Below are 17732 nucleotides of genomic sequence, written 5' to 3'. Positions count from 1 at the left end.
TTCTGCGGCTATAATTCGTAGCGTACTGCACTGTCCGGCGACTTTAGCTGAAATTTGCCGGGATCAATGTCTTCATTCACGGCGACCGTCTGGTACACCAGTGTCAGGGACTGGTGATCCCGGGGACGGGTAATCCGGATTATCTGCGGGATTCGCGATCCGTTTCTGCGGATGAACTGGCTATATTTCTCTTGCTGCAAAAGAACACCGTCAGAGTTGCGGCGGCTGACCTCGGTGACAGCGCCCCAATACGGATCAATTTTGTACGTCAGCATTCCGCATGCGGTTTTCTGATTCAGGAGAATGGAATCCGGATGCCATGTAACCTGCGCTGCATCGAATTCCGGCAGATTCTGGCCGCATAGCAGCTGAACGAATTTTGATTTTGACAATTGAAAGCCGATAAAAGACTCGAGTTTCAGCGTGTCGGGGTGATCGCTTTGATAAACCATATTTTCCATCGGAGAATAGAGTGTAAACTGTCGGTGGTCCGTGAAAAACACCCCGATATCCAGTCCCAGCATCGCTTCGAGCTTGACATAAATCGAATCCGGTTTTCGGATCAGAACCTGTGCGTATCCGCTAAATGATTTGTGCGGCGTCTGTACCAGGATACGTCCGTTTGCATTCAATGTGCGGATGTTTTGAAAATTATTCAGCAGCGCTCTTTTGAGTTTGTCGGCATCCTGCTCTTCCATCGTGAGCATGGGGCCGGGCCTGAACACGGCGCATTGAACAAGCAGAATTACGCACAACAAAATAAAAAGCCGCTGCGGGGTATGGATCATCATTATTCGACCCGGCTCAATTTTTCCAGAATGTCGATCCTCCGCTCATCCAGTTCATAGGCGCGCCGCCAGTAATCTTTTGCTTCCTGTTCCTGTCCCAATGCCGCCAGCACGTCTCCCATATGCTCAATAATTTCTGCTGTTTCCGGACTTTTTTGCATGGCTTTTTGGATATAGTGCCTGGCTTTTTCATAGTTTCCCAGCTGATAATAAACCCAGCCGAGGGTGTCCAGGTACGGTGCATTGTCCGGGCGTTGTTGCACGGCTTTTTGGGAATAGGTCAACGCGGTTTCAAGCTGTGTTCCGCGTACGGACAAGTGATACGCATAGTTGTTGAGAATCATGGCGTTTTCCGGATTATTGTCAAGCAGCCGGCTGTACAGGTTTTCCGCTTGTTCATATTGGCCGATTTCGTCAAAAGAAGCGGCCAAAGCAAGAGCTACCTGCTCATTTCCCGGATCATTTTCAAGGGCGGTTTCATAATATTTGATGGCACCGGCGTGTTTGCCCTGTCCGCTCTGCAGAGAGCCCATGTAGAAATTCAGTTCGGGATGTTCCGGAAATTTTTCCAAGGCTTTTTCATAATGAGCCTCGGCGTTTTCTGTTTGTCCGGTATTCAGATACACCAGGCCGCGCAAAATCCACAATTCCGCAATGTTCTTGTTGATGTCCAGGGCTTTATCAAAGTGCTCACCCGCTGTCTGCATATCGTTGAGAAAGAAATGGTAACGGCCCAGACTCACCGGAATCTGCCAGTTGTCCGGATAGGACTCTGCCAGCGGCTGCAGCCGCTGGATGGCCTGCAGGGTGTCGCCTTTTTGCACCAGCAGTTCTGCAATTTCAATGTTTCCTCTGGCGCGGGTGCTGTCCTGCTCGAGCAGCGGTTCATAGAGCGCAAACGCGTTGTCCCAGTTTCCACGGCTTGCATAGATTTGTCTCAGCTCGGTGCGCAGCTGATTAAACCCGGGATTTTGACGGAAGCCCCGACTGAAAACCTCAACGGTTTTTGCCGTGTCACCGGACAGGGCGTACAAAGCGCCCAGGGTCAGATATACCCGTTGCTGATGGGGATGAGACCGTGCAGCGTCCTCGAGAATTTTAATAGCGCTGACGGTGTCTTTTTGCTGAATGTACAATTGTCCCAATCTGATTTTTGCTTTAAAGTCTTTGGGGTTTTTCTGGACGAGGGTTTGGTACAAACCTATGGCGTGTTGCCAGTTTTCCTGCTGCCTGTAGATGCGCAGCAGTTCAGACCTGAGATCATCAGAGCCGGGAACGACGCTCAGTCCTTCTTTATACCACGCGACAGCCGCCGCTGTATCCTGGCGCGCCAGCTCTGTGGCCGCCAAAGCCAGATAGGTTTCTTCCTGTTCAGGAAACACCGCATGCAACGTCCGGTATACTGTCTCTGCTTCGTCATAGGCTTTTTTCTGATACAGTTGATGTCCGATCTGGAGATAATATTCCGGATTTTGCACACCGGCTTGGAGCATCAGGGAAAAGGTTTCCAGCGCCTTTTCGAATTTGTCCAGAATGATATAATTATGCGTCAGATAAAACAGAACCTCGAGATCATTCGGATTGATTTCATGTAGCTGCTTATAGATATCGTTTGCCTGTTGATAGTCTTCCTGCATTTCGTAGGAAGCGGCCAGCAGCTCAAGGGTGGGAACATGTTCGGGGTTCAGCGACAGGGCGCTTTTTGCGTGCCGGATGGCCAGGTCGGTCTGCTGAGTCTTGAAATACGCCTCGGCCATGGCAAAAAAGATGTCCGGCGAGGTGCTGTCATATTCTGCGGCCTGTTGGTAATTGAACAGCGCCTCTTTGGGATTTCCCTCCAGGTCCGCCAATGCGCCGTTGATGATATACTGCAGAGCGATTGGATTATAATCCGCATGGGACGCGGTCTCCGGAGCAGACGGGCGGGTTGCGGCGCATGCTGTAAACAGAGAAATAACCGCTAGGCTCAGGGCTATGCATTTAAAAATTTTCATATAAAGTGACTTCATTATATTATTAATATAGGATTTATTAAGATTTCAAACAAGGAAAAACTCTGTTTAAACTCAAACTCGTGCAATAGCTCGGATGTTCCGGGGAATCGATAAACAATCCTTGCCTTTATCCTAAAAAAAACCTTAAATTGATCGTTGAACATAAAAGAGAGAATAGTTATGAAAAAACTGCAGAATCTACATTTGCTGGAACAATGCAAAGCGGTTGTATGTGATCTGGACGGCACCCTGTACCTTGATGGGGTGCCTATTGACGGCGCCTATGAATTTCTGGATAAAATTCTCGAAACCGGACGAAAATTGTTTTATTTTACCAACAACACGTCAAAGTCGAGACAAACCTATTTGAATCGTCTGAGGGAACTCGAGTTTCCGGTCACGGATGAGCAAATCATCACCTCGGCCGACTGTGCGGACAGTTATCTGCGGCGGCGCGAGTTGTTTCCCGAGATTTATCTGGTCGGGAATCGTGATTTGCATTCGGATTTCAAGGAGCGTGGATATGTGTGTCTCGATGAAGAACAGGCGCGCAACGAAACACCCCGGGCGGTAGTGCTGGGATTTGATACCGAGTTGACCTATGAAAAGATACATGCGTGTTACGATCTTGTTCTGCGGGGCGTGCCCTATATTGCGACTCATGCCGATAAATTATGTCCGGTAACCCGGGATACCTTTAAACCGGATGTTGGGTCCTTTATTTCACTGTTTGAAACTGCGACGGACGGGCAGGTGCCGGTGGTTGCAGGGAAACCCACACAGGAGGCTGTGAATGCCATTGCGGAACGCGCGCAGGCAGAGCCTTCAAAAATCGCCTTTATCGGTGATCGGTTGTACACAGATATACGTATGGCGGATCAATACGATATGGTGGGTGTGCTGGTGCTCAGCGGCGAGACAACATTGGAAATGGCCCGACAATCCAGCGACAAAGCCCGGATCATAGCGGATTCCGTCGCGGACCTTGTCGCTTTTTTATGATTTTTACTGTTTTCGTTGCAGTGACTGTAGAATTATATGCTTGTTGCCGTTCCAGTAATCGATACCGGAATACAGCGTGACCAGGGCTGCAATGGCAATGAGTACGGTGGCGAGCTTGACCTGTGCAAACAGGTAAAGCGGCTCCGGAATGACGTTGATCTTTTGTAAAAAGTAGATAATCAGGATGGGAGCGGTGCTGCCCGCCTGAAACATGGCTTTGAGCTTGCCACTGGGACGTGCCGAAACCACGACGTTTTCCCGGATGGCAAACACTCTGAGTATGGCCACAAAGACATCCCGGTAAAAGAAAACAGCAATGATCCAGACCGGGGCCAATTCTGCGCTCAAAAAGCAGAGGAAAATGGTGAACCGGCTGATACTGTCGGCAAAGGGATCCATCAGTTTGCCGAAATCCGTGACCAGGTTCTTTTTGCGCGCCAACTGACCGTCGTAAAAGTCTGTAAATTCAAAGACAGCTAATAGAAACAGGCAGATCCCGATGGACCAGGCTGTATCAATCGCAAAAGCAATCAAAAACAAAGGGCTGGCTGCGATGCGTACAAGTGTTAAACGATTGGGAGCATTCATAGTATTCTTTATTGGTTTGGTTTATGTGGTTTTGGAAAAAATACAGAATTATTCGTAAAGCATCAAGATATTTATAAAATAAAGCTTGATTTTTCCCCCATGCCGCTGGCGTGATTTTTGATGCATGTTTTAAAAATCATTTAATCGAAAAGCATAATAGTTGTTATGAAATACAGTTGCCGCATCCTCTGGTTCTTCGCCCTCTTTATCATTTCAGGCTTGTTTTTCAACCTGCAGGCCCAGATTGAACTGTATGATGTTCATGAAATCGAATTTGAAGGTCAATCCTTTACTAATCCTTACCTTGAGAATCGCGTGTATGCCGCTGTTTATGGTCCCGGAGATGAATCATATTATATTGAATTGTTCTGGAAAGGCGGGACAACCTATGCGCTTCGGGTCGCTCCGCGCGCCGCAGGGACCTACAATTGGCAGCTTTATTCACCGACAGACCCTTCATTGGACGGTTTGACCGGTTCTTTTCAATGCGAGTCGTCCGATCATCGTGGTTTTTTGACAACCAATGGACAGCGGTTTGAATATACCAACGGTGAATCGGTATTTCGTATGGGAGATACGAATTGGCGTATGTTCCGCTCAAAAAATGCGGCCTATGATAGTCTGTTCGTTCCTTATGTGGATGCACGGGCGAGTCGAGGGATTTAATTATATTACAGGGGTTGTTCATACCGTAGGTGACACTTCTATCAATGAGGGTGGGGACCTGTGGTTTGCAGCAAATCTGGATTCGACTGAATCCCGGTTATTTTGATTGGGTGGACAAGCGCGTTGAATATCTGAATAGCAAGGGCATAACAGTCGGCATGCTGTTTGTCTGGGCGCAAACCTTTAATGAATTTACCCGAGATCAATTTACCCGGTTCCGCCGATATGTGGTGGGCCGTTACGCGGCGTATGATGTGGTCTGGGTGATTTCCGGAGAATATACTGAACGCGAAACCTGGCAGGATTACTGGCCGCCGGAATACAGTTATCATGCGGAATGCATTAAAAACGGCAGTGATCATGATTCCGGTGATCCTTATGATCATCCTATTTCCATTCATCCCGGCGGTGATCAAAGCAATACACAACATTACGATCAATTTGAATCCTGGCTCAGTTTTGCCATGCAGCAACACGACGGTGCGCCGGAAGTTTTGTACAATATCATCGAAGCGGACCGGAGTTACGGAATACCGGTGGCCAATGATGAGTACGGATATGAAGGACCAACCGTTGAAGGGCAGGAATATTATCATTCCAGCAACCAGAATGCAGATAATATCCGGCGTGATTCCTGGACGATTATCATAGCCGGCGGTCAGCTTACCTATGGGCATATCAATACATGTACAGCCAAAGAACGCAGCATCAATCTGGACAGCTTGAATACAAGAGGCGCACTTTATCTCAAATCGATGAAAGAATTTTTTACTGACAGTATTCCCTGTTTTGAAATGCAACCGGATAACGAGTTTATTGTGAACGCCGCCGGATACGGCATGTCGAAACCGGATTCTTTTTATATGGTTTATTGTCCGGATTCTACGAGCCTCGAGATCAATATGAACAGCAATTATTCCTTGTACAAGGCCCGCTGGTACGATCCCAAAGCCGACACCTCTGTTTTTGCCGGTTTGTTCAATAGCAACACCGTGTACCAACTTGACACTCCATTTCCATATGATGCTGTGTTGCTGCTCGAGGTTATTTCGCCGCCGGTTGCCCGTTTTCGTCTCTATCTGGAAGGACCTTTTGATAAAGCCGCAGGTCAAATGCATACTTTATTGATTCAACAGGGATTTGTTTTAAATACCTCTCCCTATTTGCAAGCGCCCCGGCAGGTGAACACCGTTCCGGATTCGGCTGTAGACTGGGTTTTGCTTGAGCTTATGGACGCGCCGGAAGGAACGGCGCTGTTTTCCAAAAGTTTTCTATTGTCAACGGGCGGATATTTGATTTCAGAGACGAATGACAGCAGTTATGTCAGTTTATCGGGTGTGGCGGACGGCGATTATCATGTGAAAATACAGCACCGTAATCATATGCCGGCCATCAGCGCGCAGGCGGTGACGTTCTCTTCAAGTACGGTGACGGAATATGATTTTACTTTAGGTCTTTCTCAGTATTATGAACAAGAGTTTGTAAAGCAGCTGTCGAGCGGCCATTTAGCTGTCAGAGGCGGGGATATTAACCGGGATGATTTGATTGATGACAGTGATTTTATTTTATGGTATTCGAGTGCGCAAAACGCCGAGGCCGGTTACCTGGCTCCGGATATAAATATGGATGGAGTGGTTAATACCATGGATTATATTATTATTCATAACAATTAGCATCTGCTGATTGTTTGCGGCGCTGTCGGCTCCGGGCTCCTTCTAACATATACACGAGTATGGCCAGCCAGATCAGACTGAAACCTGTCAAACGTTCCTGTGAAAACGGTTCGTGATAAAGAAAAATACCCAACAGGAACTGCAAAGTGGGAGCCAGATACTGTAGAAAGCCCAGGTGGGTCAAGGGGACACGCCGTGCGGATCCGGCAAACAACAACAGGGGCGTGGCTGTCACGACACCTGCTGTGATCAGTAAAAGATGCGTCGACAGCGAAGCTTGCCCGAACTGAAGAATACTTTTAGACTCCAGAAACAGCAGTAGCAGGACAGCCGGCAGACTCAAGAGTCCGGTTTCAACGAACAAACCCTGCAGGGAATTTAGAGCCATGGTTTTCCGCAGCAGTCCATACACACCAAATGTAAAAGTCAGAGTCAGGGCAATCCAGGGAAACGAGCCGTACATGAATGTCAGATAGAGGACACCCGCGATGGCCAAAGCAATAGCAAACCATTGTCCGCTTCTGGGGCGTTCATGTAAAAACAGCATCCCCAAAATGATGCTGAACAGGGGATTAATAAAATATCCGAGACTGGCCTCTACAATATATCCTGAAGTGACGGCAAAAATAAAGGTCAGCCAATTGCCAGCCAGTAAAACAGAGGCAAGGAAGGATACCCTGAGAGTTTTGGGATTTTGTTTGAATTGTGGAGGTATGATGGTATATTTGAGGAGCCGTAAAAGGATCAGCAATAATACAAACGACCAAACGATACGGTGTCCCAGAATTTCAATGGGAGACACCTGGTCCAAAAGCTTCCAGTACATCGGAAACAGGCCCCAGAGTGTATATGCTGCAATCCCGTAAACGGTGCCTTTCATGATCCTCTCTTGATCGTGTGATGTATAAATGAACGCATTCATTTTAAGATATCCAAATATAATTTTTTTTATTTTCGAATGTGATCCTGTTATTTATACTTGCGATAATGACTTGCGTTAACTATATTCAAATGTGTGTATTTCGTCATTTGAAGGAGTCCTCAATGTATTCTTCGGTTGCAGATCTTCTCATTCGAACCAGTCAAAACACCCCAGATAAAACCGCAGTACTGTTTGCCGGAAAAAACTTTGTGTTAACGGGGAGACCGTAATGAAAGGGTACCGATGTCGTCCCGACAAGACTCGAAACTTTTTTCAGAGTGGCTGGTTCAGAACCGGTGATCTCGCCAAAAAAGACAATGACAAATGCTTATATATTGTAGACCGGGCGAAAGATTTGATTATTGTGACAGGAATTAACGTTTATCCCCGGTCGGTTAAAAATACCGCGCCGTGTAGAATTTATGGATTCATTGCCTAAAGACAGTACGGGTAAAATCCTGCGTCGAAAATTGCATGATATTGAGATAGATCGGAAACAATAAAATAGTTTGTGTTTGTATACAACCAGATCCAGAATTACGCAACCCTGAGAAGCGCATGGTACCGACTGTTTGGCTATTCTTGAAAACTGAGTATTGGAAACGTAAACGCATTGTTCCTTTTGTTGCCTTTCGAACAGTATGCAATATAATTAGAATGATCATTCCGGATAGTCTCCAGCCTTTTTCGAGTTATCAAAAAACCAAATTTTTTCAGATTACGGTGAACGCTGTGGCATGCAAGACAGGTTGTTCAATTGATGTATCTGTCTTCTATGCGCTCAGGCGGCGGAATCGCGTCCAAATCTGTTATAAAACAGCGCCAGTTACAGAAGCGTCGAGTCTATTATCAGGGTAATATATGCATGAGGTGGCAAATATAAAGGTGTATTGGTATACATTTTGTAACAACTTATTACCTGAACCCGTAATAAAACAATGGGGTACAGCCATGAAGTCAGCTATTGTATTTGCAGCAATTTTGTTGTGCATCGTTTTTATCGGGATGGTAAAAGCGCAGCCTGTGGACTGGGAAAATCCACAGGTTATCCATCGAAACAAGCTTGAGCCACACGCGACCATGATATCATTTCCATACTTTGAATCGGTTCTGGAGCGGGACCGGACAGAGTCTTCGTATTATCAATCCCTGAGTGGAGAATGGAAGTTCAAGTGGTTTAGAAACCCCGGTGAACATCCGAACAACTTTTTTCAGGACACATTCGATGTCAGCAGTTGGGACGTAATTAATGTACCTTCGAACTGGGAGTTTGAGGGGTATGGCGTTCCGATTTATGTGAACACGCGCTATGAATGGACAGAGGATCCGAATCCACCTTCCATACCGCATGATTATAATCCTGTCGGATGCTATCGAAAAACATTCCGCGTTCCCACCTATTGGTCTGATCAGCGTATATTGATCCATTTTGGCGCTGTAAAGTCCGCCATGCGTCTGTGGATCAATGGAGAAAATGTAGGGTACAGTCAGGGTTCAAAAACACCTGCAGAATGGGATATTACACCTTATGTCAGGGAAGGTGATAATACAATCGCCGTGCAGGTATTCCGATGGTCTGACGGCTCTTATCTGGAGTGCCAGGATTTCTGGCGTGTAAGCGGGATTGAACGGGATGTGTTTCTCTACTCGACGCCGAATGTTTATATTAGGGATTTTAAAGTAGTTACAGACCTTGATGATTCTTATAAGCATGCTGATTTGAATGTAGGGGTTGATCTGGCAAAAACCGACGCCGAGTTTAACACAGACTCTCATTTTCTGGCTGTAAAGCTTTATGATGATCGGGATCAGATTGTATATGAGGATCAGTTGCCTCTGAATATGACAACCACACACGCCCAGCTCAACGTTGAAACAACGATAAAAAATCCTGAAAAATGGAGCGCAGAGACGCCAAATTTGTATTCACTGGCATTGGGCATTGTGGGCGCTGATAATCGGCCGCTGCAGGTGGTAGGCTGCAAAGTCGGTTTTCGTGAAGTAGAGATAAAAGAAGGCCGATTGACCGTAAATGGTGTTCCGGTCTTGTTAAAAGGAGTGAACCGGCATGAACACGATGAGCGTACGGGACATGTGATATCCAAATCTTCGATGATCCGGGATATAAAACTCATGAAACAGTTCAATGTAAATGCCGTCCGCACCTCTCACTATCCTAATGATCCCTTGTGGTATGAACTGTGTGACAAGTATGGGTTGTATGTCATTGATGAGGCCAACATAGAATCCCATGGAATGGGATATGATCCGGACAAGACATTGGCCAATAAACCGGAATGGAGGGCGGCGCACTGGGACCGCTTTCGGCGGATGGTGGAACGAGATAAAAACCATCCCTCCGTTATTATATGGTCGATGGGAAACGAAGCCGGAGATGGACGCACCTTTGAAGTGCTGTATCAATGGGCCCATCAGCGCGATCGGACACGTCCGGTTCAGTACGAGCGAGCGGAAGAAAAGGAACACACAGATATTGTGTGTCCAATGTATGCCACAATTAATGATATTGTACAGTATGCTAAAAGTGAAAACGCTGCAGACCGTCCGCTGATACTATGTGAATATTCACATGCCATGGGAAACAGCAATGGCAATCTGAAAAAATACTGGGATACAATACGTACGTTTGATGCTTTGCAGGGCGGATTTATCTGGGACTGGGTGGACCAGGGTATTGCACAACGGGATTCAAACGGCACAAAGTACTGGGCCTGGGGCGGTGATTTTGGTGATGGTTCGACGCCCGGTGATGCAAATTTTTGTATGAACGGTCTGGTCAGTCCGGACCGAGAAGTTCATCCGGCATTGTGGGAGGTCAAGCACTGTTATCAACCGGTGCACATTGATCTTGTGGATCTGGAAGAAGGTCTGATCAGTATTAAAAATGAGCATGATTTCCGAAATCTTGACGACTATCAGATAAAGTGGGATCTGCGCGCGGATGGCGCCTCAATCGCAACGGGATTTGTGCTAAAGCCGGATGTTGACCCGCACGAAACCAAAGAATTCAAATTAGACCTCCCGGCCGTCAATCCGGAGCCTGGAATGGAGTATTTTCTGACCTTCAGCACAGCTATTTCGAAATCAACTGAATTGCTCCCGGCGGGTCATATTGTTGCTGTGGATCAGATCAAATTGCCGTTTGAACAGGCCATGGAATCCACGCATGCCCTGTCGCTTCCCGAACTCAAAGTGAGCAGTCGCGGTGATACGGTCAATGTGAGGGGAAATGGCTTTGAAGTGAGGTTCCTGAAAAGTAAAGGATCGTTGTATTCCTATAATCTGCATGGGAATGAATTAATCCAATCCTCTCTGGAACCCACATTCTGGCGTGCTCCGATTGACAATGATTTTGGCTGGAACATGCCTGAAAAATGCGATATATGGAAACAGGCCAGTTTTGATTACAGGCTTACAGACAGCAAAATACAGTGGATTTGTCCGGGACAGGCAGACTTTATCTGTGATTATCGGGCTGCCCAATGCTGCCGGAACCTTTAAACTGATTTATCATGTGCTCGGAACCGGTGATATTATTGTGAGCAATGCTTTCACTCCGGGCTCGGCTGATTTGCCGTTGATGCCCAGGGTTGGTGTCCGTTTTCAGTTGCCTGCGGAATATAGAAATGTTGAATATTACGGAACGGGTCCGCATGAAAATTACAGGGATCGAAATTCCGGGAGCATGGTCGGCGTTTATTCGATGCCGGTTGATGATTTTTATTTTTTATATCCCAGTCCGCAGGAGAATGGAAACCGCACCGATGTCAGGTGGCTGACATTGACAAATCAGGATGGCCTCGGTCTTTTAATTGTCGGGTTGCCCATGATGGAAGCCACCGTGTCCGAGTACTCGTTGCAGGAACTGACCCGCAAACAGCGCGGAGATTTGCATGTGCATCAAGTGCAAAAAGAAGGCGGAATTTGTGTGAACATTGACCATATACAAATGGGTGTCGGCGGTGATGACTCCTGGGGGGCGCGTCCGCATACAGAGTATTTGGTTGAACCGCAAGAGTACAATTTTCAGTTTAGATTGCGACCGTTGGAAATGGATGATGACCCCGCATCGCTCAGCAATCACGAGTATATTTTGCGGTAAAAGCGGAAACACGGCAAGAGCCGTCTGAAAATAACCAATGCTATGGCTTGACTTTGATTGAATTAATGTGTACATTAATTCAACTGAACCAAGGATATGATGACTATGTCAAAGCGCACAGACAAGAAAACTAAAAAAAGCAAATATCCAGGCTTGGACTAGTCATTTCTATAATTCGTTTTCACCAAGCCTGCTTTAAAAAGCAGGCTTTTTTTTTGACATAAAAAAAATAAAGAGGATCGCATGAAAAAAATTAAATGTGCAGTTTTGGGTGCAACCGGTGTAGTCGGCCAGAATTTTTTACGCTTGCTGGTGGATCATCCTTATTTTGAACTGACCGCTATTTGTGCGAGTGAAGCTAGAAAAGGTTTGATGCTGGCTACTGTTAAAGAACAGATAAAAGGCGGGATACCGGAATCTTTTGAAGATATGCTGTTTGATCCGATTGACATTGATTTATTGTTATCCAAAGGCGTTCAAGTGGTTTTTTCCGCATTGCCCTCAGATGTGGCCGGCGACATTGAAACCGAGGCGGCCGAAAAAGGTCTCAAGGTATTTTCCAATGCCGGCGCACACCGGATGGACGAGAATGTGCCGATCCTCATTCCGGAACTCAATTATAAACATTTGGATCTGGTAAAAAATCAAAATACAGAGGGATTTATTGTCACCAACGCAAACTGTACGACAACCGGTCTGACCCTGTCTCTTTTGCCCATTCGTCAGTTCGGGATCAAACGTCTGATCGTTGCGAGTTATCAGGCTATTTCCGGCGCCGGCTATCCGGGCTTGTCTGCTGTGGATATTATTTCCAATGTCATACCCTATATTAAAAATGAAGAACCCAAACTGCGGGCTGAATGCACCAAGATTTGCGGAGATTTTCAAGGCAGCATCAAACCGGTTGACTGGGAGGTGTATGCGCATTGTGTTCGTGTTCAAACGATAATCGGGCACCTGATTTCTGTACATGCAGAGGTTGAGCAGGATGTCGATCATGATGCAGTTGCCGCTGCCATGCAATCCGTCGAGTCGCCAAATATTCTGAAAGACCTTCCCACAGCTCCTCACCCCCCGGTTGTGTTTACTGAAGAGTATGATCGTCCGCAGCCCCGGTATGATATAGAACTGGGTTGGCCGGAACGGGCAAAAGGTATGGCTGCTAAAATCGGCCGCCTTGAAGTTGAAAAAAATACCATCCGCTATATTACCCTGTCCAATAATCTGGTAAGAGGCGCTGCAGGCGGGTCTGTACTCAATGCAGAATTGGCGGCAAAAAAAGGCCTTGTCTAAGCGATGCCAATCCCTGTTGGAGCGGCTATTGTTTCAGCAGGGATTTTTAAAAGACACTGCTATCCGTGTCATCATCCGTTTCAGAGCCGGATTGTTCCGGTGTGGGACCGGGCACTTGTTCAAAAGGTTGCAGTTGTTCAATATTTATTTGTATTTCGATATTAAAAAACTGGTAAATATCGGCCAGCAGAGCCCCGCCTTTTTCATTATCGATTTTGGTGACAATGGTTAATGCAGCATATTCTGTTTTAACAACGTCCGCATCATCCCCTTTTCCCACCTTTACCTTTTTTTGCTTGACGTTAAATGGTTTGATCGTGGCGGCGGGAAGAATGTATTCCTCTCCGGACAATGTGTCCAGGAATGTGATGCGTACCAGTCCTCGCACCATATTGTTAAACAATTCACCAACCTGAACGCTGTTATCCAGAATGACTTCTGCCTGAAGATGCAGCTGTCTGATGATCTCATCTTCATCACCTTTTTCATCTTTTGGCCAAAATTTTTTTATAATACAGTTCTCAAAGGTCAGCATGAAACATTCCTTGCTAAAAATCGTTTAAATTTTTGCTCAGCATGAAATAACATACAAAAATATTAAATGTGATGCAAGATATTATTGAATCAGGTTGTTAAATATAGTATGGAACGTAATTCCGATAAAGCCATCGTTATATATGACGGAAAATGCGATTTTTGTCAGGGCAGTAAGGATTGGATTGAGAAACGAGCGCTGCCCGGAAGATTTGAATTCATCTCCTGCCAATCCGACGAACGAAAACGCAGATTTCCCTCAATAAGCACAGAGCAATGTATGGCAGCCCTTCAATTGGTTCTGGAAGGCGGGACTATCTATTCGGGTGCAGAAGCGATTCCTGAAATCCTGAATCGGCTTGAGGGCTGGCGCTGGCTGGAAAAAATTCTGAGATGGCCACTGATTAAAAAAATGGGTCCGTTCATATACCAAGGGGTGGCCAGGCACAGAGGATTTATCTCCTGTGTATTACCTCGCGGCAAACAAAAACGAGCCTGAAAATATATCTTGACACTTGGTTGATAAATCCGTATTATAAATTGAAAGGAGTATTTACAGATGGAGGAGACCATGCTGATTCGCGTCAATGTTGAGCGGGTCACTCTCGATACAGCGACGAGCCGCTTTGTAGTCATCTTGAAAGAAGATAAACGCAGCCGATGGCTGCCTATTGTGGTGGGTTCTTCTGAAGCTCAGGCCATTGCACTACAGCTTGAAAATATTTCTCCGCCGCGACCACTGACCCATGATCTGATGCGTAATTTACTGGAAACAATGGATGTAAAGATAGAGCGTATTGTGGTAAACGATTTACAAGAGAATACCTATTATGCATTGTTGGGACTGCGGCATGGAAGTGAGTTCCGGGATGTTGATGCGCGTCCCAGCGACGCCATTGCCCTGGCGCTGCGCACCAAAGCGCCAATATTTGTAGAAGGCAAAGTCATGCAGCAGGCGTCTATTACAGATGAAGCTGTTGATGATGCAGCCGGAGAGAATGCCGGCATAGCGGCTGAGGAAAATCTTGCTCCGGAGGATCAGCTGGAACAGTTGAAAATAGATTTGCACAATGCTGTTCAGGATGAGCGCTACGAAGATGCGGCGAATATCAGAGATGAAATCAGCCGGTTGCGGCGTGATTTACGCCAGGAATGATGCAAACAGCATAGGGGGCTGCAGAGCGATTGTTATAGCTTGTTTCGGGGCTTTGTTCAAATGAAGCGACATAAACCTGATGTTTTGTCCCGTAAACGACGCAAGCCGAAAATTTCACAACAACAATTAAAAATAGTTCAGTGATTTTAAAGCGCCTCTTATTTTTCCAGGAATGAATGCATGTTTAAGATTATTGAAATTTTTAGCGTGGAAGATTAAAAACAATGCAATCTGCCGTTTTCGAAGTTTATAAAAATGTTCAATATCTTGAAAAATGTCGAATTTCAGCTGTATTGGTACGGTTGTGTAAAGTTATGAAAAACAAATATATAAACATTGATGATCAAACGGCATTGTCGGAAATTGAACAAAATAAATTCGGCTTTGGGCGAGTGATCGACCGGTAATTGCAAGTACAATAAAAACAATAACAAAAAACTGTGATAAAAGTTAGGTGGTTGAGTAAACTGGCATAGTGTTTGTTGTATGCTAAAGTACCTCTATACCTCTACTCTCTTTTTACGCCGTTGGCCATTTGCGATCCAAGCAAATGGCCTTTTTTTTATTTGGTTACTTTTAAGAAAAAATTGTGTTTATGGCATATTTTTTGTAATTTGTTTAATAAATGTGACAAGTGTTTGAAATATCTTCAAGCTCTGTGTCTAAGTTGTAACAAATCGGACACCCGTACTGTGATTAAACAGTCTTACGAGTAAAAGGGTTTATGCAATCACAAAACGCCACACAAAATGCTCAGGAATGGGGAGTCAAGGATTATCTGTCTTTGATTATCCGGAGAAAGTGGATTATTCTGTTGGTATTTCTAATAACCTTTTGCGGTTCAACGGTCTATCATTTTACTCGTCCTCCTGAATACAAAGCGTCTTCTACATTTACCATTGAAAGCGAGAGTGCTGCGGGATTGGCAGCTTCAAATCTTATCAAGGAAGATGCCTCCCGGTCTTTTGGATTTTATAAAACCCTGACAAACAGCAAAATATTTGAGAATCGTGTCCGGAACATTACCAATCGGGATACATTACTCCTGGAGAGAATGCAGCTGTATCCGATTTCGTTTGCAGATTTGATGGATAACCTGATTTTACGCGAAACGGAATACAAGGATTTATTCTCACTCAGTGTTGTGGCCTTTGATCCTGTGGTCGCCTATCGTTTTGCTGACATTGTTGTGCAGGAATTCAAACTCCGGTGTCAGGAAATAGAACTTGAAGAATCCCGCAATATTGTTTCTTTCGTTAATTCGCAACTTCAGGAAGCGGAAAAAAACCTTGAAGCATCCGAACGGGAATTGCAAAAGTTCAAGGAAAGAAATAATCTGAATGATATGGGGCAGGTTGAGGGTGGAATTCTCAAGCGTTTGACCGACATTGAAAATCAGCTTCAGGAGGTACAAACCGAACGCAGGCTGGCGCAGGCCAATTATGATTCATACAAGCAGCGGCTGCGTCAATCCAAAAATCAGAACGCTCCCAGCGCATTTAATATTGAATCTGAACAAATCCGGAATGTGCGCCAGGAAATTGACCGGCTGGAAGAACAGAAAAGGAACTATGCAGAGGATGGACAATTCACCTCCCCTGAAATATCTGCGATTGATGCACGCCTGGAACGCAAAAAAAACGAGCTGAGAAACGCCATGTTGATGGCCCGGCAGAATCCAGAGGCTTTTGATATAAATGGTGAGAACCGGTCCCAGATTGAACTGCTCAATGAAAAAATTATTAATGCCGAATTAAATTTGTTTATGCTGAGGAATAAAGAACGGTTTCTATCTGATCTTCTCAACAAGTATAAAAATGAGCATCCCAATTTGCTGGAACACACCATAAAGTTTGCCCAGTTGCAACGCTCCAAGACGGTCAATGAAAATTTATACAACTATTTGATTCAAAAGTCCGAAGAAGCCAAAATCAAAGCTGCTACGGGTACAGGCGGTATCAGTGTGGTGGATGCCCCCAATCTGCCCGAAAAGCCCATTTCCAGCAATACCATGCGGAATATGATGGTTGCCTTTATCTTGTCTTTTGGTTTGGGGTTTGGAGTGGCGTTTACCTTTGATTATTTTGACAATTCAATCTACACGATCGAAGATCTGAGAAGGCTGGGCAATATCCCGGTGTTCGGCACCATTCCGTTTATATCGCCTGAAGAGATTGAAAAGAAAAGTCATGCAGTGACCCGGCAAACATTCCGCAGGAAAAACGGCCGTATGAATTTTGAGGATCGCATGAACGGGTACCGGGATCGAATTATCCAGACGATTGATGCCAAATCACCGATTGTTGACGCCTATCGGCAAATTCGTACGAATATTCAGTTTACCAACGTAGATGATCCCATCAAGCGGGTGATGATTACCAGCTCAATCGCATCCGAGGGCAAAACCTTGACCACCTCAAATCTGGGCGTTTCTTTTGCTGAGTTGGGCATGCGGGTTTTGATTATTGACGCGGATTTGAGAAAACCTCAGCAGCATATTGCGTTTACTATCAAACGAACGCCCGGCCTGACCGATTATCTGGCCAAGAATATAGCTGTGGAAAAAGTAACCTATCTGACACGCACTCCCAACTTGTACCTTATCCCCGCAGGTTCAAATTCTCCGAATCCCGCGGAACTGGTTGCCAGCAAAAAGTTCTCACACACCCTTGATTCACTTGAGAGCAAGTATGATTTGATTATTTTAGATGCACCCCCGATTATACCGGTTACGGACCCCGTCCTTTTGGCGCCAAAGGTGAAAAATATCTTGCTGGTCATCAAGTTCGGTCAAACAGACTGGCATGTTTCCCGGGACGCAATATCCCGGCTTCAGAATGTAAATGTGGATGTCACCGGAGCGATCCTGAACGGCGTCAAAGGCGGTAAAGGATATGGGTATTACAAGTACAATTATTATTCCTACCAGTATTCATATTACGGTGAGCGTAAAAAGAAACGCGGCAAAAAACGGTCTCTCCTCTAAGCCCTGA

14 protein-coding genes are annotated in these 17732 nt (G+C 45.7%); 9 read left to right on the top strand and 5 right to left on the bottom strand.

The genetic code is table 11. The features are described 5' to 3' along the window. Positions 1–8: 8 nt before the first annotated feature. Positions 9–791, bottom strand: a complete 783-nt coding sequence (locus tag U5R06_20280; protein MDZ7725085.1) for a DUF4292 domain-containing protein — start codon at positions 789–791, stop codon at positions 9–11. Then, the gene (locus U5R06_20275) at positions 791–2782 is read right to left on the bottom strand and encodes a tetratricopeptide repeat protein (GenBank protein ID MDZ7725084.1); all 1992 of its coding nucleotides are present in this window, start codon (positions 2780–2782) and stop codon (positions 791–793) included. Before U5R06_20275 ends, U5R06_20280 begins: the two co-directional genes overlap by 1 nt. 180 nt (positions 2783–2962) lie before the next feature. On the opposite strand from U5R06_20275, the gene U5R06_20270 reads away from it, so the two are divergent. Then, the gene (locus tag U5R06_20270; GenBank protein ID MDZ7725083.1) at positions 2963–3784 is read left to right on the top strand and encodes an HAD-IIA family hydrolase; all 822 of its coding nucleotides are present in this window, start codon (positions 2963–2965) and stop codon (positions 3782–3784) included. 3 nt (positions 3785–3787) lie between these two features. On the opposite strand, the gene pgsA is transcribed toward U5R06_20270, so the two are convergent. After that, positions 3788–4372: a CDP-diacylglycerol--glycerol-3-phosphate 3-phosphatidyltransferase gene (pgsA, locus tag U5R06_20265; GenBank protein ID MDZ7725082.1), complete on the bottom strand. Its 585-nt coding sequence runs from the start codon at positions 4370–4372 to the stop codon at positions 3788–3790. Between the two features lie 165 nt (positions 4373–4537). On the opposite strand from pgsA, the gene U5R06_20260 reads away from it, so the two are divergent. Both U5R06_20260 and U5R06_20255 read left to right on the top strand, forming a co-directional pair. Continuing rightward, on the top strand, positions 4538–5038 hold the full coding sequence (locus tag U5R06_20260; protein ID MDZ7725081.1) for a DUF5060 domain-containing protein: 501 nt from the start codon (positions 4538–4540) through the stop codon (positions 5036–5038). A 65-nt stretch (positions 5039–5103) separates the two neighbouring features. Continuing rightward, positions 5104–6711: a DUF4038 domain-containing protein gene (locus U5R06_20255; protein MDZ7725080.1), complete on the top strand. Its 1608-nt coding sequence runs from the start codon at positions 5104–5106 to the stop codon at positions 6709–6711. Here the strand turns inward: U5R06_20255 and rarD are convergent. After that, positions 6695–7591: an EamA family transporter RarD gene (gene rarD / locus U5R06_20250; GenBank protein MDZ7725079.1), complete on the bottom strand. Its 897-nt coding sequence runs from the start codon at positions 7589–7591 to the stop codon at positions 6695–6697. The genes U5R06_20255 and rarD overlap by 17 nt on opposite strands. Before the next feature lie 993 nt (positions 7592–8584). Between rarD and U5R06_20245 the strand changes: the two genes are divergently transcribed. The 3 genes from U5R06_20245 (at position 8585) to asd (ending at position 13049) form a co-directional block, all read left to right on the top strand. After that, positions 8585–11155: a glycoside hydrolase family 2 TIM barrel-domain containing protein gene (locus U5R06_20245; protein MDZ7725078.1), complete on the top strand. Its 2571-nt coding sequence runs from the start codon at positions 8585–8587 to the stop codon at positions 11153–11155. Then, a complete protein-coding gene (locus U5R06_20240) occupies positions 11118–11756 on the top strand; it encodes a beta-galactosidase small subunit (GenBank protein MDZ7725077.1) in 639 nt (212 codons plus the stop codon). Before U5R06_20245 ends, U5R06_20240 begins: the two co-directional genes overlap by 38 nt. 243 nt (positions 11757–11999) lie before the next feature. Beyond that, positions 12000–13049, top strand: a complete 1050-nt coding sequence (gene asd, locus U5R06_20235; GenBank protein ID MDZ7725076.1) for an aspartate-semialdehyde dehydrogenase — start codon at positions 12000–12002, stop codon at positions 13047–13049. A gap of 46 nt (positions 13050–13095) precedes the next feature. Here the strand turns inward: asd and U5R06_20230 are convergent, their stop codons facing one another. Next, entirely contained in the window at positions 13096–13584 is a 489-nt protein-coding gene (locus U5R06_20230; GenBank protein MDZ7725075.1) for a hypothetical protein, read from the bottom strand. 108 nt (positions 13585–13692) lie between these two features. On the opposite strand from U5R06_20230, the gene U5R06_20225 reads away from it, so the two are divergent. The 3 genes from U5R06_20225 (at position 13693) to U5R06_20215 (ending at position 17725) form a co-directional block, all read left to right on the top strand. Continuing rightward, positions 13693–14082: a DUF393 domain-containing protein gene (locus U5R06_20225; protein ID MDZ7725074.1), complete on the top strand. Its 390-nt coding sequence runs from the start codon at positions 13693–13695 to the stop codon at positions 14080–14082. 72 nt (positions 14083–14154) lie between these two features. Continuing rightward, positions 14155–14739, top strand: a complete 585-nt coding sequence (locus U5R06_20220; protein MDZ7725073.1) for a bifunctional nuclease family protein — start codon at positions 14155–14157, stop codon at positions 14737–14739. Positions 14740–15463: 724 nt separating this feature from the next. Further along, complete coding sequence (locus U5R06_20215) at positions 15464–17725, top strand: polysaccharide biosynthesis tyrosine autokinase (GenBank protein ID MDZ7725072.1); 2262 nt, start codon at positions 15464–15466, stop codon at positions 17723–17725. Positions 17726–17732: the final 7 nt, after the last annotated feature.

The sequence above is a fragment of the candidate division KSB1 bacterium genome (assembly GCA_034521575.1).
Lineage (GTDB): Bacteria > Zhuqueibacterota > Zhuqueibacteria > Residuimicrobiales > Krinioviventaceae > JAXHMJ01.
The sequence above is the reverse complement of the archived record's forward strand: the minus strand, read 5'-3'. Positions and strand labels throughout refer to the sequence as shown.

Excerpts from the sequence above, each read along its gene's own strand:
- U5R06_20280 (MDZ7725085.1), bottom strand. The coding sequence starts at position 791 with ATGATGATCCATACCCCGCAGCGGCTTTTTATTTTGTTGTGCGTAATT.
- U5R06_20275 (MDZ7725084.1), bottom strand. The coding sequence starts at position 2,782 with ATGAAAATTTTTAAATGCATAGCCCTGAGCCTAGCGGTTATTTCTCTG.
- U5R06_20270 (MDZ7725083.1), top strand. The coding sequence starts at position 2,963 with ATGAAAAAACTGCAGAATCTACATTTGCTGGAACAATGCAAAGCGGTT.
- pgsA (MDZ7725082.1), bottom strand. The coding sequence starts at position 4,372 with ATGAATGCTCCCAATCGTTTAACACTTGTACGCATCGCAGCCAGCCCT.
- U5R06_20260 (MDZ7725081.1), top strand. The coding sequence starts at position 4,538 with ATGAAATACAGTTGCCGCATCCTCTGGTTCTTCGCCCTCTTTATCATT.
- rarD (MDZ7725079.1), bottom strand. The coding sequence starts at position 7,591 with ATGAAAGGCACCGTTTACGGGATTGCAGCATATACACTCTGGGGCCTG.
- U5R06_20245 (MDZ7725078.1), top strand. The coding sequence starts at position 8,585 with ATGAAGTCAGCTATTGTATTTGCAGCAATTTTGTTGTGCATCGTTTTT.
- asd (MDZ7725076.1), top strand. The coding sequence starts at position 12,000 with ATGAAAAAAATTAAATGTGCAGTTTTGGGTGCAACCGGTGTAGTCGGC.
- U5R06_20230 (MDZ7725075.1), bottom strand. The coding sequence starts at position 13,584 with ATGCTGACCTTTGAGAACTGTATTATAAAAAAATTTTGGCCAAAAGAT.
- U5R06_20225 (MDZ7725074.1), top strand. The coding sequence starts at position 13,693 with ATGGAACGTAATTCCGATAAAGCCATCGTTATATATGACGGAAAATGC.
- U5R06_20220 (MDZ7725073.1), top strand. The coding sequence starts at position 14,155 with ATGCTGATTCGCGTCAATGTTGAGCGGGTCACTCTCGATACAGCGACG.
- U5R06_20215 (MDZ7725072.1), top strand. The coding sequence starts at position 15,464 with ATGCAATCACAAAACGCCACACAAAATGCTCAGGAATGGGGAGTCAAG.